This window comes from Reyranella sp. (assembly GCF_965227665.1).
Taxonomy (GTDB): domain Bacteria; phylum Pseudomonadota; class Alphaproteobacteria; order Reyranellales; family Reyranellaceae; genus Reyranella.
The window spans coordinates 1,919,653-1,946,476 of sequence record NZ_OZ245767.1 but is presented as its reverse complement, the minus strand read 5'-3'; the positions used below and the strand labels follow the sequence as shown (position 1 = coordinate 1,946,476).

The window sequence follows — 26,824 nt, the reverse complement described above, 5'->3', positions numbered from 1 at the left end:
CGCCCCTTTCCGCCGACGAAACCGACGCACTCAGGACAATTGCCGGAACGATGGTTCCCGAAGACGCCGCCCTCGGGATGCCGGGCGCGGACGATCCGGCGATCCTCGACGACATCGTTCGGTCGATCGGACGCGACCTCCCGCTGGTCCGCGAGGCTCTGGCGGCGATCATGGCCAAAGCCGGCAAGGGTTTCGCCGGTCTGGAGCGCAGCGCCCGGGAGGATCTCATCAACGACTGGTATGCCGGCGGCGGTGCGGCGGCGGCCGTGCTCGGCCGGGTGATCCTCGGCGCCTACTATCGCGACGATCGGGTCCTGGTGGCCCTCGGGCACGAAGCCCGCGCGCCCTTTCCGAAAGGCTACGTGCTGGAGCCGGGCGACTGGTCGCTGCTCGACGCGGTCCGCGACCGGCCGCCTTTCTGGCGCGACGATCGCATCGTTCCTGGCGGAGGACGCTGACATGGCCGCCAACGACAAGGTCGATGTCCTGATCATCGGCTCCGGCGCATCGGGTGCGGCGGTGGCGTGGAGCCTCGCCGAAACGAAGATGCGCATCCTGTGCCTGGAGCAGGGAGACTGGATGAAGTCGACCGACTTCCCCAGCAACGGCCGCGACTGGGAAGCGCGGCGCTACACCGATTTCGAGATCAGCCCGAACCGCCGCGGGCGCGACACCGACTATCCGGTCAACGACGACAATTCGCTGATGAAGATCGCCAACTTCAATGGCGTCGGCGGCGGCACCCTGATCTACACCGCCCACTGGCCGCGCATGCATCCCTCGGACTTCAAGGTGAAGTCGCTGGATGGCGTGGCCGACGACTGGCCCGTCGACTATTGGGCGCTCGAGAAGTTCTATGAAGAGAACGACCGCATGATGGGCGTCTCGGGGCTCGCCGGCGATCCCGGCGTACCGCCGCGTCATCCGCCCATGCCGCCGATCGCGCTCGGCAGGACCGGCACCCGCTACGCCCTGGCGTTGAACCGGCTCGGCTGGCACTGGTGGCCGTCGGACACCACCATCGCTACGACCGACTATGACGGCCGGGCGAAGTGCATCAACCTCGGCCACTGCACGCCGGGCTGCGCGCAGGGCGCCAAGGCCAGCACCGACATCACCTACTGGCCGCTGGCCTTGCGCGCCGGCGTCGAGCTGCGCACGCGCTGCCGGGTGCGCGAGATCGCCACCGACGAACGCGGCATGGCGGCCGGCGCGATCTACTACGATGCCGATGGCGTCGAGCATTTCCAGGCGGCCGAGGTCGTGATCCTGGCCTGCAACGGCGTCGGCACGCCGCGCCTGCTGCTGAACTCGGCCTCGGCGAAGTTCCCGAACGGCCTCGCCAATTCATCGGGGCTGGTCGGCCGGAACCTGATGCTGCATCCTTGGCCGATCGTGAGCGGCTATGTCGAGGATACGATGGATGGCGGGCGCGGCCCCATCAACTGCATCTGGAGCAAGCAGTTCTACGAAACTGATCCGTCGCGCGACTTCGTGCGCGGCTACACGCTGCAGTTCGGCCGCGGCACCGGCCCGGCCACGCAGGCCGTGATGGGAGCCGCCTCGGGGCTGCTGCCCTGGGGTCGCGATCATCATCGCCGCTATCGAAAGATGCTCGACCACCGGCTGAGCATCGGCGTCGCCTGCGAGGATCTGCCCGAGGAGCATAATCGGGTCACTCTCGATCCGGTGCTGAAGGACAGCCACGGCATTCCGGCGCCGAAGATCGACTATACGATCAGCGAGAACACGCGCCGCATGATGGAGCACGGCATCGCCCGCGCCGAGGAGATCCTTACCGAGGCCGGCGCCACCGATCTCTTTGCCTCGCGCACGGCGCTCAACTATCCCGGCCACCTGCTCGGGACGGCGCGCATGGGCACCGATCCCGAGCGTTCCGTGGTCAACGAATGGGGCCGCAGCCACGACGTGAAGAACCTGTTCATCGTCGACGGCAGCATCTGGGTGACGTCGGGCGGCGTGAATCCGACCTCGACCATCCAGGCCCTGGCGCTCTACGTCGCCGATCAGATGAAGCAGCGGTTGGCGACCCTGTTCGACTGACTGGAGCCAGACCGTCAGAAATCAAGAGGCGCGTTGTCGATGACCTCTTTCATGACGAAGAAGGTTCTCGTCTGCCGAACGCCGGGCAGGGCGATGAGCTTCTCGCCATGCATGCGGTTGAAGCCCTCGATATCCTTCACCCGGATCTTCAGGAAATAGTCGAAGTCCCCCGCCACAAGATGGCAGTCGAGGACGAACTTCAGCTTGGCGATGGCTTTCTCGAAATCGCCGAAGCTTTGAGGAGTCGAGCGGTCGAGCACGACTCCGACGATGACCAGGGCTCCCCTCTCGACCTTCCGGGGCGCCACCGTCGCCCGGACGCCGCCGATATAGCCTTTCTCGAAAAGGCGCTGCGTCCGGCGATGGCACGTGGCGGGGCTGACGGCGACCAGTTTTGCCAATTCGGCATTGGAGAGCCGGCCGTTGCCCTGCAGGAGGCGCAACATCCGGAGGTCGATGCGGTCGAGCTGGTCTGACATGGAACGATCTTCCGAGAATGGGCAGTAATGCAGAATTATCGATCAGCATCTTTATCAACGATCTTGAGATCGGCCAAATTCGCCCCGGCATTCGGGAGCACCTTCGAGGACGGTTTCGCTACGATCCGACCAGATTGAAGCGTCTCAGCGGAAGGAACTTCCATGCTGTCCAAGTTCGAGCGGTATCCCCTCACATTCGGGCCGACCCACATAGAAAAACTCGAACGGCTGTCGGAGCATCTCGGCGGCAAGGTCGAGCTCTATGCCAAGCGGGAGGATTGCAACTCCGGTCTCGCCTTCGGCGGCAACAAGCTGCGCAAGCTCGAGTACATCATTCCCGATGCGATCGCGTCGAACGCCGACACGCTGGTTTCGATCGGGGGCGTGCAATCCAACCACACCCGCATGATCGCCGCGGTCGCCGCAAAGATCGGCTTCAAGTGCCGTCTGGTTCAGGAGAGCTGGGTGCCGCATGAGGACGCGGTCTACGATCGCGTCGGCAACATCATGCTCAGCCGCATCATGGGCGCCGACGTGCAGATGGTCGACGAAGGCTTCGATATCGGGATCCGGCGGAGCTGGGAAGAGGCCATCGAGGACGTCAAGGCCAAGGGCGGCAAACCCTATGCGATCCCCGCCGGGGCTTCGGTCCACAAATATGGCGGCCTGGGCTATGTCGGCTTTGCCGAAGAGGTCCGGGAGCAGGAGAAGGAACTCGGCTTCGCCTTCGACTATATCGTGGTCTGCACCGTCACCGGCTCGACGCACGCGGGCATGCTGGTCGGTTTCGCCAAGGACGGACGCGAGCGCAAGGTCATCGGCATCGATGCGTCCTTTACGCCGGCGCAGACCAAAGCGCAGGTCCTCGAGATCGCGCGCAACACCGCCCGGCTGGTCGAGCTGGGCAGGGACATCGTCGAGGACGACGTCGTACTCGTCGAAGATTACGCCTATCCCGTCTATGGCGTGCCGTCCGAAGAAACCAAGGAAGCCATTCGCCTCTGCGCCCGCCTCGAAGGGATGATCACGGATCCCGTCTACGAGGGCAAATCGATGCAGGGCATGATCGACCTTGTGCAGAAAGGCTATTTCCCCGCGGGCTCGAAGGTTCTCTATGCGCACCTGGGCGGCGCCCCCGCTCTCAATGGATACGGCTACGCGTTCAGGAATGGATAGCATCCCGTGGGCGCCTTGATCCTCTGTACGTTCCCCGCGGACAGAGCCGATTTCCGGACGTGGATCCTCGACCGCGTCGTCGTGTTGGCCACCCGGAACGAAGCCGGCATCAAGTTCGTGGGAACGGAGCAGGGCGCGGGACCTGGATCGGCCCTGAGCACCGTCGGCGTTCAGGTTGCGAGCGTGACGCGCGCCAGGTCCATCTTCTCCGAATGGCGATCGGAGGAGAGTTACATCCGCGCGGCCGATGTCAGACTGCTGCTGATGGAGGTGGTTGGTGGGAGCGAACATGCCGGCGCCCTGTTCCCCTGAAGAGTCCAGCGAGCGAGCCGCCCGGAGCCGGCTTTCGGCGGACATCGACCTCCAGGCCGAGGGCAAGGCAACGGGCTTCGTCCGCGTGCCGCACTCGGTGCACCGCTCGGCGTATGGTTGGATCCCGGTGCCGATCGTGCGCATCCGCAATGGCGAAGGTCCGACTGTCCTGCTGGTGGCGGGCAATCACGGCGACGAGTGGGAAGGGCAGATCGGGCTGGGAAACCTGATCCGCAAGATCGAACCTGACGATATCCGGGGGCGCCTGCTCATTCTGCCCTCCGCCAATTTCCCGGCCGCCCTGGAGGGCCGCCGCACGTCTCCGATCGACCAGGGCAATCTCAATCGGGCTTTTCCCGGGGACGCCAACGGCACCATCACGCAACAGATCGCCTTTTGGATCGAACATGCGCTGCTGCCGGGCTGTGACTATGCCTTCGACTTCCACTCGGGCGGCAGTTCTCTGCTCTACGTTCCAAGTGCGCTGGTCGCGCACCATCCGGAGCCCGCAATACTGGAGAAGACCATCGGCCTGGCAAAGGCCTTCGGTGCACCCGTGACCTTCATCTCGAGGGCGCCTGGGGGCGAGCGTGCGTTGACCTCTGCCGCGTCCCGGCAGGGTGCCGTTGCGTTGACGACCGAGCTGGGCGGTGGCGGCTTCGTTACGCCGGAGTCGCTCTCCATTGCCGAACAGGGCATGCGCCGCGTGCTGTCACATGTCGGCCTGCTGCGGGGGCCGGCACCTCCGCCTGCCTCCACGCGGCTGACGGAAACCGTGGGCGACGACTACTACGTCCATGCCTCCGAAGGCGGCCTGTTCGAGCCGCTGGTCGAGTTGGGCCAGGAAGTGAGCGCGCGCCAGCCGGCAGGTCGAATCCATTTCCACCACACGCCCTGGCGCGAACCGGCAGTCGTCGCTTTCCAACGGCCGGGGCTCGTGATCTGCAAGCGCGTGCCGGCGCACTGCGAGCGCGGCGACTGTCTGTTCCAGTTGGCGACGACCACAAGCGCTTACTAGCCGAACTTCAAAGGCCCGCCACGGGGAGGCTGGCCGGGCCCGGGCGTCGGGCCGCGGTCAGATGTCTGGCCTGTGCATCGCGTCCGGTGGCCAGGTATGCCCGGAGCAGCGTTGCTTCCACCAGGTCGCCCTGCGCGCGGCTGCCGCCGATCCGTTCGCGCTCCGGCAGCATCGGCTCGATGAGCTCGATCGTGGCTGCATAATCTCCGCGCTGGTAGGCCGCGAAGGCACGGGCCACGGCGGGGATCACGGATCCGGATGGATAGCGGCCAGCGTTGGCCAGTTCCTCGATCGCCTGGACCCAGTCCTCGAGCGCGGCATCGTCGCCGGTGGCGGCAAGGGTGAGGCCGACATGCCAGTCGGCCAGCGACATGCCGGGGCGCGGCAGCTTCTCGCGCGCATAGTCCTTGAGCTTCGCCCAGCGGGCGGCGTCGCGCGGATGGCCGGCCAGTTCGGAGCGCCAGAGGAAGGACGCGGAATCGGAGAGCTTCTGGTGAACGGCGCCGCGATGGTCGTCGGCGCAGAAGGCGTCGCCGTAGAGGCGAAGCCCGCCTTCGAGGTTGCCGGCATGCAGTTCGAATAGGCCGAGGTGCCAGTTGAGATGTCCGAACAAGCCGCCGCCGCGATCATAGATCGGCAGCCAGTCGCGCAGGAAGGCGATGCCGGCGTCGCGCTCGCCGGTCTCGTAGCAGAGATGGGCGAAGGCATGCGCGCCATAGCCATTGCGCCGGTATTGAGCCAGCGAGCGCTCGATCATCGGGCGCGCCTCGTCGTGCCGGCCGATTTCCGACAGCGCCATTCCGCGATGCCCCTCGAACCACCAATCCTCGCCATAGTGCGGGGCGAGTTCGTCGAGGAAGTCGGCCAGGTCCTGCTCGCGGCCCGAGAGGCCGGACATGCCGATCAATCCGCCCTGGTTGGCAGCGAGGCTGAGCACCAGCGCGTCGCGCGGCCAGGTCTGCACATGGGCCCGCAGCGCCGCCAGCGCGGCGACCGGCTGGCCCGCGAACAACGACCGAAAGACCTCGATCTGGCTCCGCTCGCGTGTCGAGACGCCCTCGGCGAGCGATGAGGCCCTGGCGAAGTCCGCGCGCATCGCCTCCATCTTGCCGGCGAGCTGTGACGCCCGCGCCCGGCCGATATAGGCCAGCGCCAAGGCGGGATCGTCGGCGATGGCTCTATCGAAGGCGGCGGCCGCACCGGGGAAGACCGTCAGCAGCAGGTCGACACCTTCGACATAGGCATCGCGCGCGGTGACGTTCGCGGTGGAGAGGGGAAGGCCGTAGCGGTCTGTCAGCATGTCGTCACCAGAGCCAATTGTTGTCGATCGTCACCGTGCGTCGACCGCGACGCGCTTTCAAGCTTCCGGAAGCGCGCAAGTCATCGCATTGTGAGATCAGGATCGGGCTACGCCCGTCAGCTGCAGGACGTACGCAATGGACATCGTGCCAAATCTGGTCGGTCTCGCCACGATGCACCTTCTGATGGCCATGTTGCCGGGCCCGAACACGGTCGTGGTCGGCTGGTACGCGGCGACGCGATCCAGGAGCGACGGCCTGAAGGCGGTCGCGGGCGTGGTCCTGGCCTCGCTGCTCTGGGTCGTCCTCGCCATCGGCGGGGTGGGGGCGCTGCTGCTGGAGGCGGGATGGCTCTATCGGGCGCTGCGCTTCATCGGCGCGGCCTACCTGATCTACGTGGGTGTCCGCCTGCTGCGGGCCGGGCTCGGCCCGCAGGGGAGCGCACAGGGAGCACCGCCGCAGCTGGCGGGGCGCAGCCCCTTCATGGCCGGCGTCATGACGACGCTGAGCAATCCGAAGTCGGCGGTTTTCTGGACCAGCGCCTTCCTCGTGGCGCTGCCGCCGCATGCCCCGGCCTGGGTCTATCCCACGATCGTGGCAATTGTCGGCGTCCAGTCCTCGATCTGGTACGGCACGCTGGCGCTGTTCTTCTCGACCGGGGCTGCCCGTAAGCTCTACCAGCGCCTTGCGCGTTATCTCGACCTGCTCGCCGGCGGTGTCATGATCGCCCTGGGGCTCAAGCTCGCGGACGAGCTGCGGCGCGAGGTCTTCATCAAGGCCGCGTCCTGACGGTCGGCGCGCTCTGCCGACTTGTGAATGTCCGATGCGACGTCATCTCCGTGTCCTCGTCGTTCTCGCCCTGACCCAGATTGCCGGGTGGGGCATGATCGGCGTCCTGCCGGTGATTGCGCCCAGGGTGGCGGCGGCGTTCGGCATTTCCCTGTCGACCGTGTTCCTCGGTACGTCGGTGATGTTCGTGTCGATGGGGCTCGCGGCCCCCTGGGCGGGCCGGGCGTTTCACCGCTTCGGATCGCGGGAGGTCATGACCGTGGGCGCCGCCGGGATCGGTCTCGGCCTGTGCCTGCTCTCGCTGTCTCCGAACCTCGCCGTCTTCCTGATGGCGTGGGTAGCGATCGGTTTGGCCGGCGCCCTGTTCCTGACCACCGCCGCCTATGCCTACATCGCGTCCTATTCGGACGATAGGGCGCGTAGTCTGATCGGCACGCTGATGTTGATGACGGGCCTCGCCGGCAGCGTCTTCTGGCCGGTGACCGCCTTCCTGGAAGATCAGGTGGGCTGGCGCGGCGTCGGCTTTGCCTATGCAACGATCATGGTTCTCGTGGCCTGCCCACTGGTCTGGTTCGGCTTGCCCGCGATTGAAGATGCGACCGACACGGCGCCCGCCGCGGGACGACTGCGCAAGGGCCGGGTCTTCGTCCTGATGGTGGCCGCCATCGCCCTCAACAGTTTCGTCACCTTCGGCATCGACGCGGTTGGCATCCAGCTCCTGAAGGCGATGGGCATGGACCTCGCCGGCGCCGTTGCGATTGCCTCCCTCATGGGCGTCTTCAAGGTCGGCGGGCGGGTGATCGACCTGCTGGGCGGGCGGCGATGGGACGGCCTGTCCACCGGGCTCGTCGCCGGGGCGATGATCCCGACGGGGCTGGCGGTCATCTGGATCGGCGGCACGGGCGTCGCTGCGGTGGCCGGCTATCTCGCGCTGTTCGGACTGGGGAGCGGCGCCTTCGCCGTGGCGCGGGCCACCATGCCGCTCGTCTTCTTCCAGAAGGCCGACTATGCGGCGGCGATGTCGACCATCGCCCTGCCCATGAACCTGATCAACGCCCTGGCGCCCCCCGTCCTTGCCGAACTCATGTCCGGCATCGGTGCGCAGGCGACGTTCGCAGCCCTCGGCGGGCTGAGCGTGACCGCGCTCGCAATCCTGCTGCTGCTGAACCGCATGAGAGGCAACGCTCTGGGCGTCTGACGGCGGCCGCCTTCGCTATGCGGCGCGCGCAACCGCCGCCGCCGCCAGCACCATCGACGCGCATTTCTCGCCGATCATGATGGTGGGGGCGTTGGTGTTGCCGCTGGTGAGCGTCGGCATGATCGAGGCGTCGGCGACCCGCAGGCCGGTGATGCCGTGGACGCGGAGTTCGGAATCGACCACGGCGCGCGGGTCGTTGCCCATCTTGCAGGTGCCGACCGGGTGATAGGTCGTCTCGGCCGTGTTGCGCACCCATTCGAGCAGCTCCGCGTCGCTCTGGAGATGGGCGCCGGGGGCGATCTCCTGGCCGGTGACTTCCTTGAGCGGCGAGGTGGCCATCAGCTCGCGGCCCTTGCGCAGCACGTTCACGATGCCGGTACGGTCGTGCTCGGTAGACAGGAAGTTGAATCGGATCGCCGGCGGCTCGGCGGGATCGGCCGACTTGATATGGACCGAGCCGGTACTCTCCGAGCGCAGCACGTTTACGTTCATGGTGATGCCCTTCTGCGCCGAGACACGCCGCTCCTTGCCGACCATCTCGTAGAGGAAGGGCGCGATCGAGATGGTGGCGTCGGGCGAGTCGAGGCCCACGCGCGTGCGGAAGTAGAGACGGATCGGCACCGCCGTCGAGGCCAGGAAGCCTTCCCGGAACATCGCGTATTTCAGCGCCTCACGGGCCAGCCGCCAGCCACGCGCATTGTCGTTGAAGGTGAGGTTCTTGCCCGTGATCTCGAACTTCATGCGCGGCGAGTAGTGGTCGCGCAAATTCTCGCCGACGCCCTGCAGCTCGTGCACCGGCGCGATGCCGAGCGCACGCAGCCGCTCGCCCTGGCCGATGCCGGAAAGTTCGAGGAGCTTCGGCGAATTGATCGAGCCGCCCGAGACGATGACCTCGCGCGTGGCCCGCGCTTCGCGCGTCTGGCCGTTGACGGAATAGCGCACGCCGACGCAGCGCCGGCCTTCCAGGAGGAGGGACTCGGCAATGGCGCCCTGGTCGATCTGCAGGTTGGCGCGGCCGCGCGCCGGATCGAGGTAGCAGAAGGCGGTGCTCTGGCGGCGGCCCTTGGTGATCGTCACCTGGGACATCCCGATGCCTTCCTGCGAGGCGCCGTTCTGGTCGGGATTGTACGGCAGGCCCATCTTCTCGGCGGCCGCGATGATCTTCTCGAGCAGCGGCACCTTGTTGCGCGGCGTGTGGGTGACGGGAAGGATGCCGTCGCGGCCTCGGAATTCGTCGGAGCCGCCCTCGAAGCGCTCCATGCGCTTGAAGATCGGCAGCACGTCCTGGAAGCTCCAGCCGCGATTGCCGAGCTGGGCCCAGTGGTCGTAGTCCTGCGCCTGTCCGCGGATATAGACCATGCCGTTGATCGAGCTGGAGCCGCCCAGCATGCGGCCGCGCGGCACCGCGATCCGGCGCCCGCCCGAGCCTTCGTCGGGCTCCGACGAGTAGCACCAGTTGACCGCGGGATCGTCGATCATCTTGGCGACGCCGACCGGCACCTTCGACCAGAAGAAGTTCGAGCCCTGGGTGCCGGCTTCGAGCAGCAGCACGCGATGCTGGCCGCTTTCGGTCAGCCGGCTTGCAACGACCGCGCCCGCGGACCCTGCACCGACGACGATGTAGTCATAGGTCGAGTCTCTCTGCATTTCGTTTCTCCCTTGGGCGATAAGGGAGCAGTCCGCATGGAGGCTGACAAGGCTCGATGCGTGCAGAATGGGCCAGCGGTTTCGCCAATGGGAACGGGACGCAGGGTCCCGCCCTGCGGAGTCGGGTTCGGCATCAATGTTGCTGGCTTCGGGAGGCCGGTCCTACAGTTCGAGGCGCTTCCCATGTCCAGTCGCACGGTCCCTCCGATGCATACCCGCAAGAATTTTCTCAGGCTCGGCCTCGCTGCCGCGGCGACCGCCGGTCTTCCCCGGTTCGCTGCCGCACAGGACGCCTATCCCGACAAGCCGGTGCGCGTCGTCGTCTCCTATGGCGCGGGCGGTGCGATCGACGTCGTCGCGCGCATCATCGCCGAACACATGACCGGCACCTTCGGCAAGACGGTGCTGGTCGAGAACAAGCCGGGCGCCGGATCGACCATCGCCGCGGACCTGATCGCCCGCGCCGCGCCGGACGGCTACAATCTCCTGGTCACGGGCATGGCGCACTCGGTCATCCCCGAACTCTTCCCGCAGGTCACGTTCGATCCGGCGACGGCGTTCCAGCCGATCAGCCATCTCGGCCTCATGCCGTTCGTGCTGGCGGTGCATCCTTCCGTGCCGGCCACCGACTACAAGAGCTTCATCGCCTACTTGAGGGCCCATCCCGGCACCGTGAACTGCGGCTCGGCCGGTCCCGGCAGCTCGGCTGATCTCGGCCAGATGCTGCTGGCCAGGATGGAGAACGTCGAGTTCACGCGCGTGCCCTATCGCTCGACGCCAGCGGCGATGAACGATCTGGTCGCCGGCCGGGTCGGTTTCATGATGGACTCCCAGAACGTGCTGGTGCCGCATGTGAAGAGCGGTGCGGTGCGGGCCTTCGCCGTCTCGTCGCTCGAACGCTCGCGCCTCGTGCCCGAAGTGCCGACGCTCGACGAGCTCGGCCTCAAGGGCTTCGAGGCCGGCAGCTGGCAGGCGATGCTGGCGCCGGCGAAGACGCCGCGGCCCGTCGTCGACCGCATCGTCAAGGCGGTCGAGGCCGCACTGAACGATCCCGCCATCCGCGCCCGCTACATCGAGCTGGGCTACAACCTGCCGCAGAAGACCGGGCCCGAGGCCCTTTCGGTGTTCCTTGCCGCCGAAGCGGCCAAGTGGGGGCCACTGGCCAAGGCGACCGGCACCGGCGGCTGAAGGGCCAGAAGGGGACGAGACACGTGAGCACGCTCAGCCAGGCCGAGGTCGATGCCTTTCATCGCGACGGGTTCTTCGCCCCGGTCGACGTCTTTTCGGCCGAGGAGGCGAGGGCCTGGCGCGCCGACCTCGAAGCCTTCGAGCGCACCCTGCCGCCCGGGCCGGTTTCGGCCGGCGACCGGCGCAAGCTGCATGTGCGGCTGCCCTGGGCGCGCGACTTGGTGGAGGATCGGCGGCTGCTCGACGTGATGGAGCAGTTGCTCGGCCCCGACATCCTGGTGTTCACCAGCACCTTCTTCATCAAGGAGCCGAAGACCGACGCCATCACGGCCTGGCATCAGGACGCGACCTTCTTCGGCCTGTCTCCGTACGAGCATGTCACCGCCTGGGTGGCGCTCTCCGAAGCCTCGGTCGAGGCAGGCTGCATGGAATTCGCACCGGGCAGCCATCGCCTGGGCCAGCTGGCGCACGGGCAGGCGGCGACGCCGGGCACGATCAATGCCGGTGCGCGCTCGATCAGCGAGCCGCTCGATACCTCGCGCGCCGTCTTCGCGCCGGTGAAGACCGGCCAGGTGTCGCTGCATCACACGCTGGTCGCGCATAACTCGCGCCCCAACCGCAGCGACGACCGCCGCATCGGCTTCGGCATCAGCTACATTCCGGCCCATGTGCGTCATGGCGGCAGCAAGCGCATGTCGGCCACGCTCGTGCGCGGCGTCGATCGTTATGGGCATTTCGATCTCGAGGACGATCCGCGAAGCCTCGACGCCGAGGCGCAGGCCGAAGCGCACAAGCGCGCCTACGGGCGTTATCGCGAAGGTCATGCCGAACAGCAGGCGCGCTACGGCGTCATCGCCTGAGCCCGGAGAGAATATGAAAACGTTGCACGGAAAAGTCGCCATCGTGACGGGCGCCTCGTCGCCCGTGGGTATCGGCGCCGCCGTGGCGCGCCGGCTGGCGGAATCGGGCGCGAAACTGTTGCTGGTGGCGGACGATTCGCCGGAGGCCGTGGCCAAGGAGTGTGCCGGTTTGCTGGGCGATGCCGGCGGCGTCGTGCCGCTCACGGTCGATCTCGGCGATGCCGACGCGGTGCTGGCGATGGTCGCGGAAGCCGAGACGCGCTTCGGCCGCGTCGACCTGCTGGTCAACAATGCCGCCATTCGCCTGAACCGCAACTTCGGCGAGTTCACCGCCGCCGAGTTCGACAAGGCCGTCGCGGTCAACCTGCGCGCGCCGTTCCTCGCCAGCCAGGCGGTGCTGCCGTCGATGCGGCGCCAGGGCGGCGGCCGCATCGTGCATGTCGCGAGCCAGCTCGGGTCGGTCGCCTACCAGACCCGCACGATCTACGGCATGACCAAGGCGGCGCTGATCCATCTCGCCAAGTCGATGGCGCTGGAGCTGGCGCGCGAGAACATCCAGGTGAACACCGTGTCGCCGGGTCCGGTCGCCACTCAGCCGCTGCTCGATCGTGCGCGCGACCAGCCGGAGGAATCAGCGCGGCGCATGAACTACGTGCCGATGGGACGCTTCGGGCGTCCTGAGGAAATCGGCGAAGTCGTGCACTGGCTGCTGACAACCGATGCCTCGTTCCTCACCGGCCAGGATCTGATCGTCGACGGCGGCTATACGATTCACTGACTCGCGAGCGTGGCAAAGACCGCTCGCTCGCACTGGTGCGGCGAGGCTACGATGCGCGCCAACGTTGTGGAGCCTCCCTTCATGTCCCCTTACGTCCCGGCGCCGCGCCGGACGAAGTTCGTCGTGCCGGTGCTCACGGCCATCGTCGCCGTCGCGATCTTCGTCGTCGACACGCTGACGCCGCTCGATATTGCGGTGGCCGTGCTCTATGTCGCCGTCGTCCTGCTGGCGGTCGATTTCGCGGGCTATACCGGCATCCTGGCGATCGCCGCAGGATGCGCCGTGCTGACGATCGTGAGCTTCATCCTCACGCACGATCTCACGCCGGGCACGGGAGCGATGCTGCGCTGCTTCGTCAGCCTCGCCGCCATCGCCATCACCGCGCTGCTGGCGGCGCGCAACCAGTTGGCCGTGGCGGCGCTGCGCGAGCAGGCGGACCTGCTCGACCTCACCCACGACACGGTGTTCGTGCGCGATCGTGACGACGTGATCCGGTACTGGAACCGCGCAGCCGAGGAACTCTATGGTTGGCGCAGCGACGAGGCGGTCGGCCAGCGGGCGGCGGTCCTTCTGAAGAAGATATTCCCGGTCCCTCATGAGACGATTCTCGCCGAGCTGGAGCGCAACGGCCGTTGGGAGGGCGACATCGTCCATACCTGCCGCGACGGCCGTCAGGTCACGGTGAGCACGCGGTGGTCGCTGCAGCGCGATTCGCAGGGCCGGCCGGCTTCCGTGCTCGAAACCAACACCGACATCACCGCCCAGCGCGCGGCCGAGGACAAGCTCGACCGGACGCGCAGCGAACTCGCGCACCTCTCGCGCATCTCCACGATGGGCGAGCTCACCGCCTCGATTGCCCATGAGGTCAACCAGCCGCTTGCAGCGATCGTCGCCAATGGCGAGGCCGGCCTGCGCTGGCTCGGGCGGACCACGCCGGACCTAGGCGAGACCAAGAAGTCGATCGAGGCGATGCTGCGCAACGCGCAGCGCGCCAGCGACGTCGTCCGCCGCCTGCGCGCCCTGTCGGCCAAGTCGGCGCCCGCGACCGCACCGCTCGACCTCGCCGAGGTCGCCGAGGAGACCCTACAGCTCGTCGAGCGGGAACTGCGCGCCCAGGGCGTGCGGCTATTGGCCGACCTGCCGGCAGGCCTGCCGCCGGTCGAGGGAGATCGGGTACAGCTCCAGCAGGTCCTGCTCAATCTTCTGCTCAATGGCATCCAGGCGCTGGGTGCCGTGCCCCCCGACCGGCGCTGGATTTCTGTTAAGGTGCAGCGGGTTGCGAGCGAGAGCCTGGGAGATGCCGTCGTGGTCACAGTCGAGGATACCGGCGCGGGGATCGGCGAGGCTGATCTTGCCCGCCTGTTCGACGCCTTTTTCACCACCCGCAGCGACGGGATGGGCATGGGCCTGTCGATCTCGCGCTCGATCGTGGAGGCCCATGGCGGCCGGGTCGAAGCCGCAAACCGGCCCGACGGCGGGGCGTCGTTCCGTGTCTGCCTGCCGGTCGCCGGGAGGGCGGCATGAACCGCCGGCCGGCCGCGCCCGCCCCGGCAGAGCCGACGCCCGTGGTCTTCGTCGTCGATGACGACGAGGAGCTGCGGCTTGCGCTCGACAATCTCTTTCGCTCCGTCGGCCTGCAGGCACGGCTGTTCGGTTCGGCTGCGGACTTCCTGAAGGCGGGCGCGGTCGATGCGCCGGGCTGCCTGGTGCTCGACATCCGCCTGCCGGGCGTGAGCGGCCTTGAGTTCCAGGGCCAGCTCGCGCGCATGGGCATCGAGCTGCCTATCGTCTTCATGACCGGCCATGGCGATGTGCCGATGTCGGTCCGCGCCATGAAGGCCGGCGCCGTCGACTTCCTTACCAAGCCGTTCCGCGACCAGGACATGCTGGATGCCGTCTCCTCGGCGATCGAGGCCGACCGGCAACGGCGCGCCGCGGCCGAGGCGGGACGCGATGTGCGCACCCGGTTCGAGAGCCTGTCCCCGCGCGAGCGGGAGGTGATGACGCTGGTCACGCGTGGCCTGATGAACAAGCAGGTCGCCGGGGAACTGGGCTTGAGCGAGATCACCGTGAAGCTCTATCGTGCCCAGGCGATGCGCAAGATGAACGCCGACACGCTCGCCGATCTCGTGCGCATGGCCGAGCAGCTGTCCCTCCATGCCAGTCGGGGATAGCATGGTGTCTGCAATTTCATAAACGTACGTATGGCTACCGGCGGCGGCGCGCCTGCCGCAAGGTGGCGCTGCCATGCCGTCCGCACCCGACACCTCGAACTCCGCGTCGCCCCCCTGCATCGCCGTCGTCGATGACGACGAGTCGGTGCGCGAGGCGCTGCGCAACCTGTTGCGGTCGGTGGGTTACGAGGTGCGGGCCTTCTGCTCCGCCGAAGATTTTCTCGAGCGGCCGGAGGGCGATTCCTTTTGCTGTCTCGTGACCGACGTCCAGATGCCGGGCATGGGGGGCCTCGAACTGCAGAAGCGTCTGGTGGGCTCGGACACGCGACTGCCGGTCATCCTGATGACCGCCTTCCCGCGCGAACACGTGCGGCAACAGGCCGAGGAGCTGGGCGCGGCCGGCTTCCTCACCAAGCCTTTCGATGCCAGCCGCATGATCGAGTGCGTCGAGCGCGCCCTGCGGCCGCCCCAGTAAGGTCCCGCCGTCTCTCCCGTCGCGTGGCGCCGGTCGAGACGACGGGTCTCCCGGCTATCCGTGCGCGCGGGCGCTTTCGAACAGGAACCAGGTCCGGCGCTCGGTCTCGTCGATCCAGACCTCGACCAGGCTCGCGGTGGCGACGTCGCCGTGCTCGTCGCAGAGCGCATGGACCTCGCGCAGGATCGAGGTGAGCTGGCGGTTGTCGTCGCGCAGCTCGGCCAGCATCGTGCCCGGCGGAACGAAGTCGGCATCGTTGTCGAGCAGGCGCTGCTGGCGGGCGATCTGGCCGATCGAACGCAGCGTCGTGCCGCCGATCTTGCGGGCGCGCTCGGCGATCGGATCGGTCATGGCGAAGATCTGGTCGGCCTGCTCGTCGAGCATAAGGTGATGGTCGCGGAAGTGCGGCCCGGACATGTGCCAGTGGAAGTTCTTGGTCTTCAGGTAGAGCGCGAAACAGTCGGCCAGCAGGGCGGTGAGCGACGCGGCCAGATCCTTGACGGCGTTTTCGGAGAAGGTGCTGGGCGTCTGCAGAGCGGCGGTCCTGCGATCCTGGACGGTGGTCATGGCTTACTCCTTCGTGGCTGGGAACGGTTGGACTTGATGCACCTGGTGGGTTTCTCCCGGCGTGGCGAAGGCCACGACGACAGTCAGCGTCATCGCGATGCAGACGATGACGAAAGCGAGGACGAGGTCGATGTTCAGCAGCTTGCGCATGATTGCCTCAGTGCGCTGCCGGGGCGTGGCCGCCGAGCTTGACCTTGCGCAGGGTGAGCGCGAGCGCCGCGGCGGAGAGCGAGATCGCCATCAGCGTCCAGAAGACGTCGATGAAGGCCAGGAGCGAGGCCTGGGTCGCCACCTGCTGGCCGATCCACGCGATGGCCTGCTTCTGGGCCTGCAGCGCCGAGCTGCCATGGGTCACGAAGTAGTCGATCGCCTGGCGCAAAGTCTCCTGGTAGGCGGCGTCCGATGGGACGGCGTGCTCGACCAGCCGGCTCTGATGGAACTGCCCGCGATGGGCCAGCACGTTTGAAGACAGGGCGATGCCGAGCGAGCCGCCGATGTTGCGTGCGACGTTGACCAGTGCGGACGCCTGGTCGACCTTGTCCGCGGCAATGCCTTCATAAGAGGCGGCCGTGATCGACAGGAAGATCAGCGGCAGGCCCACACCCAGCAGCATGCGCGAGTGGGCGAGGTACCAGAAGCCGACATCGCCGTAGATCGACGTCAGATTGTACATCGAGAGGGCGATGATCGAGGCGCCGGCGACGATCAGATACTTGGGCTGGATCTTCGTCAGCAGGCGGCCGGTGATGAACATCATCGCCATGGTCACGAGGCCGCCGGGCGACAGGACGAGACCGGCCCATGTCGCCGTGTAGCCGAGATCCTGCTGAACGAGCTGCGGCAGGAACTGCGTGGTCGCGAGCAGGATGGCGCCGGTCGCCAGCATCACGAGGAAGCAGGCACCGAACTGCCGAGTCGCCACCATGCGGATGTCCACGGCCGGATTGCGGCGCGTCATCTCCCACGGGATCATGAGGAGGAAGGCCAGCGCGCACACCGACGCCACGGCGACGATGAAGCCCGAGCCGAACCAGTCGTCTTCGAGGCCGCGGTCGCACACGATCTCGAGCGCGCCGAGGAAGGTGGCGACGAGGACGAAGCCCACGAGGTCGAAGCCGCCGTCGGTCCGCCGCAGCCGCTGGCGTTCCTCGACCTGGGCCCGCGTCTCGCGCAGCAGCAGGGCGATCGAAGCGATCGTGAACAGGCCGACCGGGCCGTTGATCAGGAAGCACCAGTTCCAGGAGACATTGTCGGACAGCCAGCCGCCGAGGGTGGGGCCAACCACGGGCGCCACCACGACCGCGACACCGAACAGGGCGAAGGCCTGTCCGCGCTTCGCGGGCGGGAACGTATCGACGAGGATCGACTGCGAGACCGGCACCATGCCGCCGCCGGCAATGCCCTGCAGGACGCGGAACAGCAGCAAGGCCTGCAGGTTCCAGGCGAAGGCGCAGAGCACCGAGCTCACGGTGAACAAAGTGAGGCAGGCGATGAAGAAGCGCCGCCGGCCGATCCGGCGGACCAGGAAGCTGCTGGCGGTCAGGCTGATCGCGTTGGAGACCAGGTAGGTCGTCACCACCCATGACGCCTCGTCTTCGCTGACGCCGAGGCCGCCCGCGATGTAGGGCAGCGCCACGTTGGCGATCGTGGTGTCGAGCACTTCCATGAAGGTGGCGATCGCCACCACCACGGCGATCAGCCAGGGATTGGGCGCCTGCGGCGCGGCCACGCTGTTCACAGCCAGCTCCGCAGCCGCTCGTAGAGGGACGGCGTCAGATCGGTCCGCACGGTGGGGACCACCGACATGCCCGGTCCCAGCGCGACGTCGGTTGGTGCCTGGTCGATCACGATCTTGACCGGCACGCGCTGTACGATCTTCACGTAGTTGCCGGTCGCATTCTCGGCAGGCAGCAGCGAGAAGGCCGTGCCGGACCCCGGCTGCACACTGGCGACATGGCCGTGGATCCGGCGGCCGGGATAGGCGTCGATCCCGAAGCTCACCGGCTGGCCCGGACGCATCGCGCCGAGCTGCGTCTCCTTGAAGTTGGCAACGACCCAGATCTCGTCGGGCACGAACATCGACAATGCCGTGCCAGCCTGGGCGAATTGGCCGACTGCCGCGCCGAGCTGCACGACCCGCCCCGGCTGCGCCGCCGTCACCGTCGTGTAGGAGAGGTTGAGCGAGGCCTGGTCGCGCCGGGCTTCGGCTTCCTGCAGGTTGGCCTGCGCCGTGTTGCGCTGCGCCTCGAGGGCGCTCAGCTGACGTTGCGCCACCGTCACATTGGCCTGTGCGTTCGAGACCGCGGCCTGCTGCTGGTAGAGCTCGGAGATGGCGAGCTCGCCGGTCTGGTGGCTCGTCCAGCCTTCCTTGGTGAGCGTGCCGTAGCGTTCGGCCTGCTGTTGCGCATAGACCAGCCGCGCTTCGCTCAGCTTCACCTGGGTCTCGCTGGCGGCGATCTGCGCCTTCTGGACCTCGATCTGGGCCGCGATGTTGGCGATGTTCGCCTGTGCCGCGGCGATGGCCGCCTCGGCCTGGGCCAGCGCCACCCGGTAGTCGCGCTGGTCGACGCGGGCGATCACGTCGCCCTGCACGACATGCTGGTTGTCGGTGACCGGCACGGCGGTCAGGTAGCCTGGCACCTTGGGCGCGACGGCGAACTGGCGCGCGGCGATGAAGGCGTCGTCGGTCGTGGCGAAGTGCGCATTGTAGTCGACGTAGAGGCCGCCCGCCGAGACCGCGACAATCAGGGCCACAAGGCCGGCGCCACCCAGCAGCGCGCGGCGCCGTGTGAAGCCGCCGCGCGGGGCCTTCCCGGAGCCGGCATCGTCGGTCTTTGCCGGCGCTTCAAGGAGCAGCGTCTCCTGCGCGGGCGGCGCGGGGGCGGCCGGTGTGGCGGCCGGGGGGCTGTTCTCCGTCGGGCGGCGGAGCGGGATCAGGGTAGCGGGGCGGTTGGGCGACATGGCGGGGGCTCCGATCGCGGGCCACGCACCGATTGCGGGGCTGAACGAGAGGATAGGGACCGCGCAGAAACCGCCAATCCAGATGGACGTCTGACCCGGGCAAACCTTGGTATAGGCAGTCAGCGACCCTGTTTTCCGCGAAGATCGCTCCACCGCATCCGATCGGGAGCAGGATCATGGCCGCCACCAAGCGCATTCGACCCTACAAGCAGCCCGCCGGTGGGTGGGGCGCCCTGAAGGCGCTGGGCGAGCATCTCGTCGAGCAGGGCATCACGATCAAGGGATCGAAGACGCTCCTGCGCATGAACCAGCCCAAGGGCTTCGACTGTCCGGGCTGCGCCTGGCCCGACCCCAAGCACACCTCCTCGTTCGAGTTCTGCGAGAATGGCGGCAAGGCGGTGGCCTGGGAATCAACCGCGGAGCGCTGCACGCCCGCGTTCTTCGCCGAGCATACCGTCTCCGAGCTGGAAGGCTGGGGCGACTACGAACTCGAGATGGCGGGGCGGCTGACGCACCCCATGGCCTACGACGCGGCAAGCGACCGCTACCGGCCGGTGAGCTGGGACGAGGCCTTCGCGACCATCGGCCGGCACCTGGCGGCCTTGCCCGATCCGAACATGGCCGAGTTCTACACTTCGGGCCGCACATCCAACGAGGCGGCGTTCCTCTACCAGCTCTTCGTCCGCGAGTTCGGCACCAACAACTTCCCCGACTGCTCGAACATGTGCCACGAGGCGACCAGCGTCGGGCTGCCTCTCTCGATCGGCGTCGGCAAGGGGACGGTGCTGTTGGAGGATTTCGACAAGACCGACTGCATCTTCATCTTCGGCCAGAATCCCGGCACCAACAGCCCGCGCATGATGACCAGCCTGCGCAACGCGTCACGCCGTGGCGCCACCATCATGTCCTTCAACCCGTTCCGCGAGCGCGCGCTCGAACGCTTTCAGGCGCCACAGGATCCGATCGAGATGGTGACGCTGAGCGCCACGCCGATCAGTTCGCGCCTCTACCAGGTGCGGGTCGGCGGCGACGTGGCGGTGATCAAGGGGCTGATGAAGGTCCTGGTCGAGGCGGATGAGGGTGCGCGCGCCGCCGGCGGCACGGCCATACTCGACTGGGATTTCATCCGCGAGCATACGACCGGCATCGACGCGCTGATCGCCGACCTGAAGGCGGTCGACTGGGCGTCGCTGGAGCGGCAATCCGGCCTCGTCCGTTCCGAGATCGAGGAGGCGGCGAGGGCCTATATGAAGGCCCCGCGCGCCATCGTCGTCTATGGCATGGGCATCACCCAGCATCGCCATGGCGCGCAGGCGGTGCAGCAGCTCGCCAATCTCTGCCTGCTGCGCGGCAATATCGGCCGCGAGGGCGCGGGCATCTGCCCGGTGCGAGGTCACTCGAACGTGCAGGGAGACCGAACGGTCGGCATCACCGAAATCCCGGCCGCCGACTTCCTCGCGCGGCTGGGCAAGCGGTTTGGCTTTACGCCACCGTCGGCGCCGGGCCACAACGTCGTCACCGCGCTGCAGGCGATGGCGCGCGGCGAGGTACGGGTGTTCTTCGGCATGGGCGGCAACATCGTGGCGGCCATGCCGGACTGGCAGGTGACGCGTGACGCCTTCCGCCGGCTCGACCTCAGCGTCCATGTATCGACCAAGCTCAACCGCAGCCATCTCGTGCGCGGCCGTGAAGCCCTGATCCTGCCCTGCCTCGGCCGCACCGAGCTCGACGTGCAGGCGACCGGACCGCAATCGATCACCGTCGAGGATTCGATGTCGATGGTCCATGCCTCGCTGGGCCTGAACGCGCCCGCCTCGGACGATCTGAAGAGCGAACCCGCGATCGTGGCCGGCATCGCCCGGGCGACGCTTGGGGCGCGGTCGGTCGTGCCGTGGGAGGAGCTGGTCGCCGACTATGACCGCATCCGCGACGCCATCGAGGACGTGTTCCCGATCTTCGAGAACTACAATGAGCGCATCCGCGTGCCGGGCGGCTTCCATCTTGTCTCGACCGCGCGCGAGCGGATCTGGAAGACCGGATCGGGCAAGGCCAACTTCCTGATCTACGAGGGCATCCAGGAAGACCCGGTGCAGAAGGACAACGACGTGCTGTGGCTGACCAGCGTGCGCAGTCACGACCAGTACAATACGACGCTCTACTCCATGTCCGACCGCTATCGCGGCGTCTACGGCCAGCGCGACGTCGTCTTCCTCAGCGCGACCGAGATCGAGAGGCTGGGCTTCGAGCCCGGCGACCGCGTCGACATCGTCGCGGTAAACGGCGACGGCATCGAACGGCGCGTGCGCGGCTACCAGCTCGTGGCCTATTCGTTCCCCGAGGGAAGCTGCGCCGCCTACTATCCGGAGACCAATCCGCTGGTGGCGCTGGATGCCCACGATCCGATCAGCTTCACGCCCTCCTACAAGGGCATCCCGGTGAGGCTCGTTCGCGCCGTGGCCGACGCCGCCTGACAGGGGCACGCCATGGCACCGCTCGAGATCGTCCTGATCCTGCTCGCGGCCGTGGTGGTGAGCGGCGCCTGCGCCCGCATGCTGCCGCTGCCGGTGCCCGTGCCGCTCGTCCAGATCGCGCTCGGCGTGTTCGTCGCCGCGGTGGTCAATCTCGGAGTGAGGCTCGATCCGCAGGTCTTCTTCGTGCTCTTCCTGCCGCCGCTGCTGTTCTTCGACGGCTGGCGGCTGCCCAAGGCCGGCCTGCTGCGCGACAAGGGAATGATCCTCGCGCTCGCGCTCGGTCTGGTCGTGTTCACCGTGCTCGGAGCGGGACTGCTGATCCATTGGATGATCCCGGCCATGCCGCTCGCCGTGGCCTTTGCGCTCGCGGCGGTGATCTCGCCGACCGATCCGGTCGCGGTGAAGGCCATCGCCGCTCGCGTGGCCGTGCCGAAGCGGCTGATGCGACTCCTGGAAGGCGAGGCGTTGCTCAACGACGCGTCGGGTTTGGTGTGCCTTCGGTTCGCGGTGGCTGCTGTGCTGACCGGCACCTTCTCGCTGGTCGATGCCGTCGGCAGCTTCGTGTGGGCCTCGGCCGTCGGACTGGCGGCAGGCTTCGCCGTCACCACCGTTGCGGCCCATCTGAAGAACTGGGTGTCGCACCGCTATGGGGAGGATGTCGGCGCGCAGATCCTGATCAGCCTGCTGATCCCTTTCGGCGCCTACTTCCTCGCCGACAGCGTCGGGGCCTCGGGTATCCTGGCCGCGGTCGCCGCGGGCATCACCATGGGCTACGTGGAGCAGGGCGGCGGAGCGCTCGCGGAGACCCGCGTCCGGCGCAGCGCGGTGTGGGAGACGATCCAGTTCGGCGCCAGCGGCGTCATCTTCATTTTGTTGGGCGAGCAGCTTCCGCGGATCGCCAGCCGCGCCGCGGAGGTGGTGCACGAGGCGGGTCATGCCGAGATCTTCTGGCTGCTCCTCTATGTTGCGGCGATCACCTTCGGCGTCGCCGCGCTCCGTTTCGCTTGGGTATGGGCGCTGGTGCGCGTGGCGCTGTGCCGCGCCGCGAGCTGGCGTCTGGTGGCGGCACTCACCGTTGCCGGCGTGCGGGGAACGGTCACGCTGGCGGGTGTCCTCTCCCTGCCGTTCATGCTGGCGGACGGGAGCCCGTTCCCGGCGCGCGACCTCGCGGTTTTCCTGGCGGCGGGGGTGATCATCGCCTCCCTGGTCGCGGCAACCCTCCTTCTGCCCGGCCTGCTCAGTCACCTCGACTTTGCGGCCGAGCCGGGAGAGGAGGCGGCGGAAGATGCCGCCCGCGTCGCCGCCGGAGAGGCCGCCCTGGCGGCCATCGCGCGTGCCCAGGGCGGCTTGGCGACCCACCCCGGGGACGCCGATCTGGGCGCGGAAGCCGCGACGCGCGCCATGGCGCCCTACCGCCAGCGCATCGACGCGCTCTCGCGATCGGGTGCCGAGGGCGACGTTGCGCGCCGCATCGAGGCGCTCGAGCGGGAGCTGGAGTTGATCGGCATGCGGGCGGAGCGCGAGCGGCTGCTCCAGCTTACCCGCAGCGGCCAACTGTCCGACGAGGCGGCGCGCAAGCTCGTGCGCGAAGTCGATCTCGTCGAGGCACGCATCGCAGGCGCCTGATTCTCACGCGTTCTTGAGAGCGTGCGAGTCATTCGTGCAGCCATACTCATTCCGAGTCCCAGCCAGGTGTTTGCCAATGTCACGATCATCCCCCGGACCAACCCGCAGCCCCCTCGTGTCATTGGCCGTGATCGCGCTGGTCGTGGCGGGCAGTGCGGCGGCCTTCGCCTATACGGCGGGTTGGCTGTCGCCGGAGCGGCTGACGCCGACCAGACTCGTCGCCGCCCTGGCGCCCGCGGGCGGCCCGGCGCTCGGCCATCGGCGCAATCATGCCAAGGGCATCTGCTTCACCGGCGAGTTCCAATCCAACGGCAACGGCGTGACACTGTCGCGAGCGAAGGTCTTCACGGCCGGTACCTGGCCGGTGCTCGGCCGCTTCAATCTGGCCACGCCCAATCCCAACGCGGCGGACGCGACGGTGCGGGTGCGCGGCATGGGCCTGCAGGTCGCGACGCCCGACGGCGATGTCTGGCGCAGCGCGATGATCGACGCGCCGGTCTTCGCCGTGTCGACGCCGCAGGCCTTCTTCGATCTCCTGCAATCGGCGCCCAAGGGCGCGGATGCGATGAAGGCCTTCATCGGCCGCCATCCGGAGTTCATGGCCTTCGCCGGCTGGGCCGGGACGGCACCCTGGACCTCCAGCTATGCCGAGGATGTATTCAACAGCCTCAATTCCTTCCTGTTCACCGACGCGGGCGGAACGTCGCGTGCCGTCCGCTGGTCGCTCCGGCCGGCGGCGACGCCGGTGCCGATCGCACCCGACGAACTGGCCAAGCGGGGGCCGAACTATCTCGAGCAGGAAATCTCGAGCCGGGTCGCCGCTGCGCCGCAGCTCTGGACGATGGTCCTGACCGTCGCGGAACCGGGTGACGATACGGCCGATCCCAGCAAGGCCTGGCCCGCCTCCCGGCGCACGGTCGAAGTCGGCACGCTGGTGGTGAACAAGGTCATCGGCGAGCCGGACGGCCCGTGCCGCGACATCAATTTCGACCCGACGGTGCTGCCACGCGGCATGAGCGTTTCCGACGATCCGTTCCCCGCCGCCCGTTCCTCGGCCTATGCGCGTTCGTACGACCTGCGCACCTCCGAGGCGAAGGACTATCCAAGAGCGGCCGGCGCCGGGAGCACCAAGCCATGAGCCGGACGATGACCCCCACGGCGAGCCACGATCGCTTCTCGGGCGCGCAGCGCCTGCTTCACTGGACGATGGCGGCCGGCATCGTGGCGATGCTGTTCATCGGCGTCGGCATGCTCTCGACCGTCGCGCCGTCCTACGTGCCGCTGGTCGCCACCCACAAGACCCTGGGCGTTGCGCTGTTCGCCCTGGTGCTCGTGCGACTCGTCCTGCGCCTGGTACTGGGCGCGCCGCCGCTGCCGGCCAGCCTGCCGCCCCTGATGCGGCTCGGCGCGGTGCTCTCGCACTGGGGGCTCTATGGCCTGATGATCGTCATGCCGCTGCTCGGCTGGGCGATGCTGTCGGCGGCCGACTATCCGGTCGTGCTGTTCGGCAATATCCGGCTGCCGCCGATCGTGCCGCAGAGCGACTCGCTGCACACGCTGCTGTGGGCCGCGCATCGCTGGCTGGCTTTCGCCTTCTTCGCGCTGATCCTGCTGCATGTCGCGGCGGCGCTGTTCCACGCGCTGGTCCGGCGCGATGGCGTCTTCGAAGCGATGTCCCCGCTGCCGCTCCAAACGACGGAGCGGAAGGAATGAGAGCGTCTTTGCCTGCGTCTCGCGGAGTGTTATGGCGAGCGTCACGCTTGGCCCTGTGAGAGACGCGCCGTGAAAGTCGTGGTGAAGAAGTCGAAGATTCACGGCATGGGCCTGTTCGCCGCGCAAGAGATTCCGTGGGGAACGAAGATCATCGAATACAAGGGCGAGCGGATTCCCGACAAGGTCGCCTTCGCGCGCATTGCCGAAGGCGCCGACTGCATCTTCGAACTGGGCGACAACGTGAGCATCGACGGCGCCTCCCGGGGTAACGAAGCGCGCTTTGCCAACCACCGCCGCCGCAATCCCAACTGCTTCATCCTGCGCGACCGGGGTCGCATCTGGATCGTGGCGGGAATCGAGGGCGTCGCGGCGGGTGAGGAGATCACCTTCGACTACGGGTCGACCTTCTATCCAAGGTGAGCCGGCGCATCCCAGGGGACGCCGGTACGATGCCGGGGATTGCCCACAAGGAGCTGCAACGTGCTGCCAGTCTCGAGCGTTGCAGGCGCGCTGGTTCGGACTGGAGGCTTCCTTGCATTGGCTGCTGTCGATCGACTGGGAGTCGATTTTCGTGCCCACCGTGGCCCTTGCCGAGCTGGCCGTGCGGGCGATCCTCCTCTACGCCATCATCTTCGTCCTGATGCGGCTGGTGCTGAGGCGCCAGCTCGGCGGCATCGCCCCCTCGGACATTCTCGTCATCGTGCTCATTTCCGAAGTGGCCGGAAACGGCTTCGTGCCCGAGACCCGCTCGATCAGCGAAAGCGCTTTCGTCGTGCTGGTGATCCTGATGTGCAGCTACTCGATCGAATGGCTGCAGTTCAGGTTTCCGGCGCTCGAGCGCCTGACCCGCGGGCCGAAGCTCAAGCTGATCGACGACGGCCGCATGCTCTACCGGAACATGCGGCGGGAGTACGTGACCGAAAGCGAGCTGATGGCCCAGCTTCGCGAGAACGGCGTCGACGACTGTACGCAGGTGAAACTCGCCTGCCTGGAGGCCGACGGTCGCATCAGCGTCATCAAGAAGAGCGGCTGACGGTCTAAGGCGAGCGCTTGGCGAGGATGGCCTCGACGATCTCCTGGACGTCCAGCGCTTCTTGCAGCGTGGCGAGATGATGCGCCTCGCCGCGGGCCAGTCTCGCCACACCCTCGAGCTGGCGCTTCAATGCCAGCGGCCGGGCCCGCTCGTTGGGCATCGCATCCGGGGCGGGCTGCCAGGAGCCGTCGGGCAGGCGGCGTTCGGCGATAGACCAGTCGCACAGGCGCACGGCGCCGCGGTCGCCCTCCAGCATCCAGACATTGTGATCGTCCTTCGCCGTCCCGCCGACGGCGCCGGAAAGCGTCACCGGCAGGTCGCCGGCCCGAAAGGTGGCGGAGATGCGCCGTTCGGATTGGCCAGACTCAGGAAACCAGGCCTCGCCGGCGAGATCGTGTAGCGGCCCGACGAGACGCCGCGCCAGGAAGAGGAAGTGCGAGACCACCTCGCGGGTGAAGCCGCCCTGTTGCGGCCTGTCCAGCCATGCCACGGCATCGGCCTGCCAGGGGCGCGGCCAGACTTTGAAGCCGACTTCGATAGCGATGCGCCGCGGCATGCCGATCTCGCCCTTGTCGATCCAGTCGCGCAGCGCGGCCACCGCAAACGAAGAGGCGAAGGGGAAGTTCACGGCGCCCCGATTGCCGGCTTCGCGCACGAAGGCGCGTGCGTCGCTGACGTCGACCGATAGCGGCTTCTCGCCGAAGAAGCTCTTGCCGGCGGCGAGGGCTGCCCGCGCGTGTGCGAGATGCGAGGCAGGAGGCGAGGCGACGTAGACGCAATCGCTCGCCGCGATCACCGCCGCCGCATCCGGCAGGCGCGGCACGGCCGGGAAGGTCTTCTCCATGCGCCGCATCGCCTCGGGCGAGGGATCCCAGATGCCGGACACATGGACCAGAGCGGGATCCTGTTGAAGAATCGCGCCGAGCAGACGCTCGCCCATGATGCCTGCGCCGATGATGCCGATCGCCACGCTGCCATTTGTCATTCGATCACTTTC

At 67.6% G+C, this 26,824-nt stretch carries 27 protein-coding genes; 19 read left to right on the top strand and 8 right to left on the bottom strand.

Annotation, left to right across the window (positions count from 1 at the left end; all coding sequences use genetic code 11):
- Positions 1 to 50 precede the first annotated feature (50 nt).
- Together ACO07I_RS09395 and ACO07I_RS09390 are read left to right on the top strand one after the other, a co-directional pair.
- Positions 51 to 458, top strand: a complete 408-nt coding sequence (locus tag ACO07I_RS09395) for a hypothetical protein (RefSeq protein ID WP_422016596.1) — start codon at positions 51 to 53, stop codon at positions 456 to 458.
- A gap of 1 nt (position 459) precedes the next feature.
- Positions 460 to 2,064 carry a GMC family oxidoreductase gene (locus ACO07I_RS09390; RefSeq protein ID WP_422016594.1) on the top strand — a complete coding sequence of 535 codons (1,605 nt, stop codon included), beginning with the start codon at positions 460 to 462 and terminating at the stop codon, positions 2,062 to 2,064.
- A gap of 14 nt (positions 2,065 to 2,078) precedes the next feature.
- Here ACO07I_RS09390 and ACO07I_RS09385 read toward each other — a convergent pair whose 3' ends face one another.
- Positions 2,079 to 2,543 carry an Lrp/AsnC family transcriptional regulator gene (locus ACO07I_RS09385; RefSeq protein ID WP_422016592.1) on the bottom strand — a complete coding sequence of 155 codons (465 nt, stop codon included), beginning with the start codon at positions 2,541 to 2,543 and terminating at the stop codon, positions 2,079 to 2,081.
- Positions 2,544 to 2,705: 162 nt separating this feature from the next.
- Between ACO07I_RS09385 and ACO07I_RS09380 the strand changes: the two genes are divergently transcribed.
- From ACO07I_RS09380 to ACO07I_RS09370, 3 genes are read left to right on the top strand one after another with little or no spacing between them, the layout of a single operon-like run.
- Positions 2,706 to 3,719 (top strand): 1-aminocyclopropane-1-carboxylate deaminase, encoded by a 1,014-nt coding sequence (locus ACO07I_RS09380; protein WP_422016590.1) that lies wholly within the window; start codon positions 2,706 to 2,708, stop codon positions 3,717 to 3,719.
- Between the two features lie 6 nt (positions 3,720 to 3,725).
- Positions 3,726 to 4,031, top strand: a complete 306-nt coding sequence (locus ACO07I_RS09375; RefSeq protein WP_422016588.1) for a hypothetical protein — start codon at positions 3,726 to 3,728, stop codon at positions 4,029 to 4,031.
- Positions 4,009 to 5,049, top strand: coding sequence for a succinylglutamate desuccinylase/aspartoacylase family protein (locus ACO07I_RS09370; protein ID WP_422016586.1), 1,041 nt, complete (start codon positions 4,009 to 4,011; stop codon positions 5,047 to 5,049). The genes ACO07I_RS09375 and ACO07I_RS09370 overlap by 23 nt, the downstream gene beginning before the upstream one ends.
- A 7-nt stretch (positions 5,050 to 5,056) precedes the next feature.
- Here the strand turns inward: ACO07I_RS09370 and ACO07I_RS09365 are convergent, their stop codons facing one another.
- On the bottom strand, positions 5,057 to 6,349 hold the full coding sequence (locus ACO07I_RS09365) for a tetratricopeptide repeat protein (protein WP_422016584.1): 1,293 nt from the start codon (positions 6,347 to 6,349) through the stop codon (positions 5,057 to 5,059).
- Positions 6,350 to 6,485: 136 nt separating this feature from the next.
- On the opposite strand from ACO07I_RS09365, the gene ACO07I_RS09360 reads away from it, so the two are divergent.
- The gene (locus ACO07I_RS09360) at positions 6,486 to 7,136 is read left to right on the top strand and encodes a LysE family translocator (protein WP_422016582.1); all 651 of its coding nucleotides are present in this window, start codon (positions 6,486 to 6,488) and stop codon (positions 7,134 to 7,136) included.
- A gap of 34 nt (positions 7,137 to 7,170) precedes the next feature.
- Positions 7,171 to 8,334, top strand: coding sequence for an MFS transporter (locus ACO07I_RS09355; RefSeq protein WP_422016580.1), 1,164 nt, complete (start codon positions 7,171 to 7,173; stop codon positions 8,332 to 8,334).
- A 15-nt stretch (positions 8,335 to 8,349) separates the two neighbouring features.
- Here ACO07I_RS09355 and ACO07I_RS09350 read toward each other — a convergent pair whose 3' ends face one another.
- Positions 8,350 to 9,981: a GMC family oxidoreductase gene (locus ACO07I_RS09350; RefSeq protein WP_422016578.1), complete on the bottom strand. Its 1,632-nt coding sequence runs from the start codon at positions 9,979 to 9,981 to the stop codon at positions 8,350 to 8,352.
- A 183-nt stretch (positions 9,982 to 10,164) separates the two neighbouring features.
- Between ACO07I_RS09350 and ACO07I_RS09345 the strand changes: the two genes are divergently transcribed.
- The 6 genes from ACO07I_RS09345 to ACO07I_RS09320 all read left to right on the top strand — a co-directional run bounded on the left by ACO07I_RS09345 (position 10,165) and on the right by ACO07I_RS09320 (position 15,456).
- On the top strand, positions 10,165 to 11,169 hold the full coding sequence (locus tag ACO07I_RS09345) for a Bug family tripartite tricarboxylate transporter substrate binding protein (protein WP_422016576.1): 1,005 nt from the start codon (positions 10,165 to 10,167) through the stop codon (positions 11,167 to 11,169).
- A 23-nt stretch (positions 11,170 to 11,192) separates the two neighbouring features.
- Positions 11,193 to 12,029, top strand: a complete 837-nt coding sequence (locus ACO07I_RS09340; protein ID WP_422016574.1) for a phytanoyl-CoA dioxygenase family protein — start codon at positions 11,193 to 11,195, stop codon at positions 12,027 to 12,029.
- Between the two features lie 13 nt (positions 12,030 to 12,042).
- A complete protein-coding gene (locus ACO07I_RS09335; RefSeq protein WP_422016572.1) occupies positions 12,043 to 12,807 on the top strand; it encodes an SDR family NAD(P)-dependent oxidoreductase in 765 nt (254 codons plus the stop codon).
- A gap of 81 nt (positions 12,808 to 12,888) precedes the next feature.
- Positions 12,889 to 14,331, top strand: a complete 1,443-nt coding sequence (locus tag ACO07I_RS09330) for a sensor histidine kinase (RefSeq protein WP_422016570.1) — start codon at positions 12,889 to 12,891, stop codon at positions 14,329 to 14,331.
- Positions 14,328 to 14,981, top strand: coding sequence for a response regulator transcription factor (locus tag ACO07I_RS09325; RefSeq protein ID WP_422016568.1), 654 nt, complete (start codon positions 14,328 to 14,330; stop codon positions 14,979 to 14,981). The genes ACO07I_RS09330 and ACO07I_RS09325 overlap by 4 nt, the downstream gene beginning before the upstream one ends.
- Before the next feature lie 73 nt (positions 14,982 to 15,054).
- A complete protein-coding gene (locus tag ACO07I_RS09320) occupies positions 15,055 to 15,456 on the top strand; it encodes a response regulator transcription factor (RefSeq protein WP_422016566.1) in 402 nt (133 codons plus the stop codon).
- Positions 15,457 to 15,510: 54 nt separating this feature from the next.
- Here the strand turns inward: ACO07I_RS09320 and ACO07I_RS09315 are convergent, their stop codons facing one another.
- Genes ACO07I_RS09315 through ACO07I_RS09300 form a run of 4 tightly spaced genes read right to left on the bottom strand, consistent with a single transcriptional unit; the run spans position 15,511 to position 18,984 of the window.
- Entirely contained in the window at positions 15,511 to 16,023 is a 513-nt protein-coding gene (locus ACO07I_RS09315; protein WP_422016564.1) for a Dps family protein, read from the bottom strand.
- A 3-nt stretch (positions 16,024 to 16,026) separates the two neighbouring features.
- Positions 16,027 to 16,173 carry a hypothetical protein gene (locus ACO07I_RS09310; RefSeq protein WP_422016562.1) on the bottom strand — a complete coding sequence of 49 codons (147 nt, stop codon included), beginning with the start codon at positions 16,171 to 16,173 and terminating at the stop codon, positions 16,027 to 16,029.
- A gap of 7 nt (positions 16,174 to 16,180) precedes the next feature.
- Complete coding sequence (locus ACO07I_RS09305; protein WP_422016560.1) at positions 16,181 to 17,761, bottom strand: DHA2 family efflux MFS transporter permease subunit; 1,581 nt, start codon at positions 17,759 to 17,761, stop codon at positions 16,181 to 16,183.
- Complete coding sequence (locus ACO07I_RS09300; RefSeq protein ID WP_422016558.1) at positions 17,758 to 18,984, bottom strand: HlyD family secretion protein; 1,227 nt, start codon at positions 18,982 to 18,984, stop codon at positions 17,758 to 17,760. Before ACO07I_RS09300 ends, ACO07I_RS09305 begins: the two co-directional genes overlap by 4 nt.
- 176 nt (positions 18,985 to 19,160) lie before the next feature.
- Here ACO07I_RS09300 and ACO07I_RS09295 point away from each other — a divergent pair, with 176 nt between their 5' ends.
- The 6 genes from ACO07I_RS09295 to ACO07I_RS09270 all read left to right on the top strand — a co-directional run bounded on the left by ACO07I_RS09295 (position 19,161) and on the right by ACO07I_RS09270 (position 25,827).
- The gene (locus tag ACO07I_RS09295) at positions 19,161 to 21,455 is read left to right on the top strand and encodes an FdhF/YdeP family oxidoreductase (protein WP_422016556.1); all 2,295 of its coding nucleotides are present in this window, start codon (positions 19,161 to 19,163) and stop codon (positions 21,453 to 21,455) included.
- Positions 21,456 to 21,467: 12 nt separating this feature from the next.
- A complete protein-coding gene (locus ACO07I_RS09290; protein WP_422016554.1) occupies positions 21,468 to 23,081 on the top strand; it encodes a Na+/H+ antiporter in 1,614 nt (537 codons plus the stop codon).
- A gap of 76 nt (positions 23,082 to 23,157) precedes the next feature.
- Positions 23,158 to 24,219: a catalase family peroxidase gene (locus ACO07I_RS09285; protein ID WP_422016552.1), complete on the top strand. Its 1,062-nt coding sequence runs from the start codon at positions 23,158 to 23,160 to the stop codon at positions 24,217 to 24,219.
- On the top strand, positions 24,216 to 24,794 hold the full coding sequence (locus ACO07I_RS09280) for a cytochrome b (protein WP_422016550.1): 579 nt from the start codon (positions 24,216 to 24,218) through the stop codon (positions 24,792 to 24,794). Before ACO07I_RS09285 ends, ACO07I_RS09280 begins: the two co-directional genes overlap by 4 nt.
- Before the next feature lie 69 nt (positions 24,795 to 24,863).
- The gene (locus ACO07I_RS09275) at positions 24,864 to 25,214 is read left to right on the top strand and encodes an SET domain-containing protein (protein ID WP_422016548.1); all 351 of its coding nucleotides are present in this window, start codon (positions 24,864 to 24,866) and stop codon (positions 25,212 to 25,214) included.
- Positions 25,215 to 25,326: 112 nt separating this feature from the next.
- The gene (locus ACO07I_RS09270; protein ID WP_422016546.1) at positions 25,327 to 25,827 is read left to right on the top strand and encodes a DUF421 domain-containing protein; all 501 of its coding nucleotides are present in this window, start codon (positions 25,327 to 25,329) and stop codon (positions 25,825 to 25,827) included.
- A 4-nt stretch (positions 25,828 to 25,831) separates the two neighbouring features.
- Here ACO07I_RS09270 and ACO07I_RS09265 read toward each other — a convergent pair whose 3' ends face one another.
- Positions 25,832 to 26,812, bottom strand: a complete 981-nt coding sequence (locus ACO07I_RS09265) for a Gfo/Idh/MocA family protein (RefSeq protein WP_422016544.1) — start codon at positions 26,810 to 26,812, stop codon at positions 25,832 to 25,834.
- Between the last annotated feature and the right edge of the window lie 12 nt (positions 26,813 to 26,824).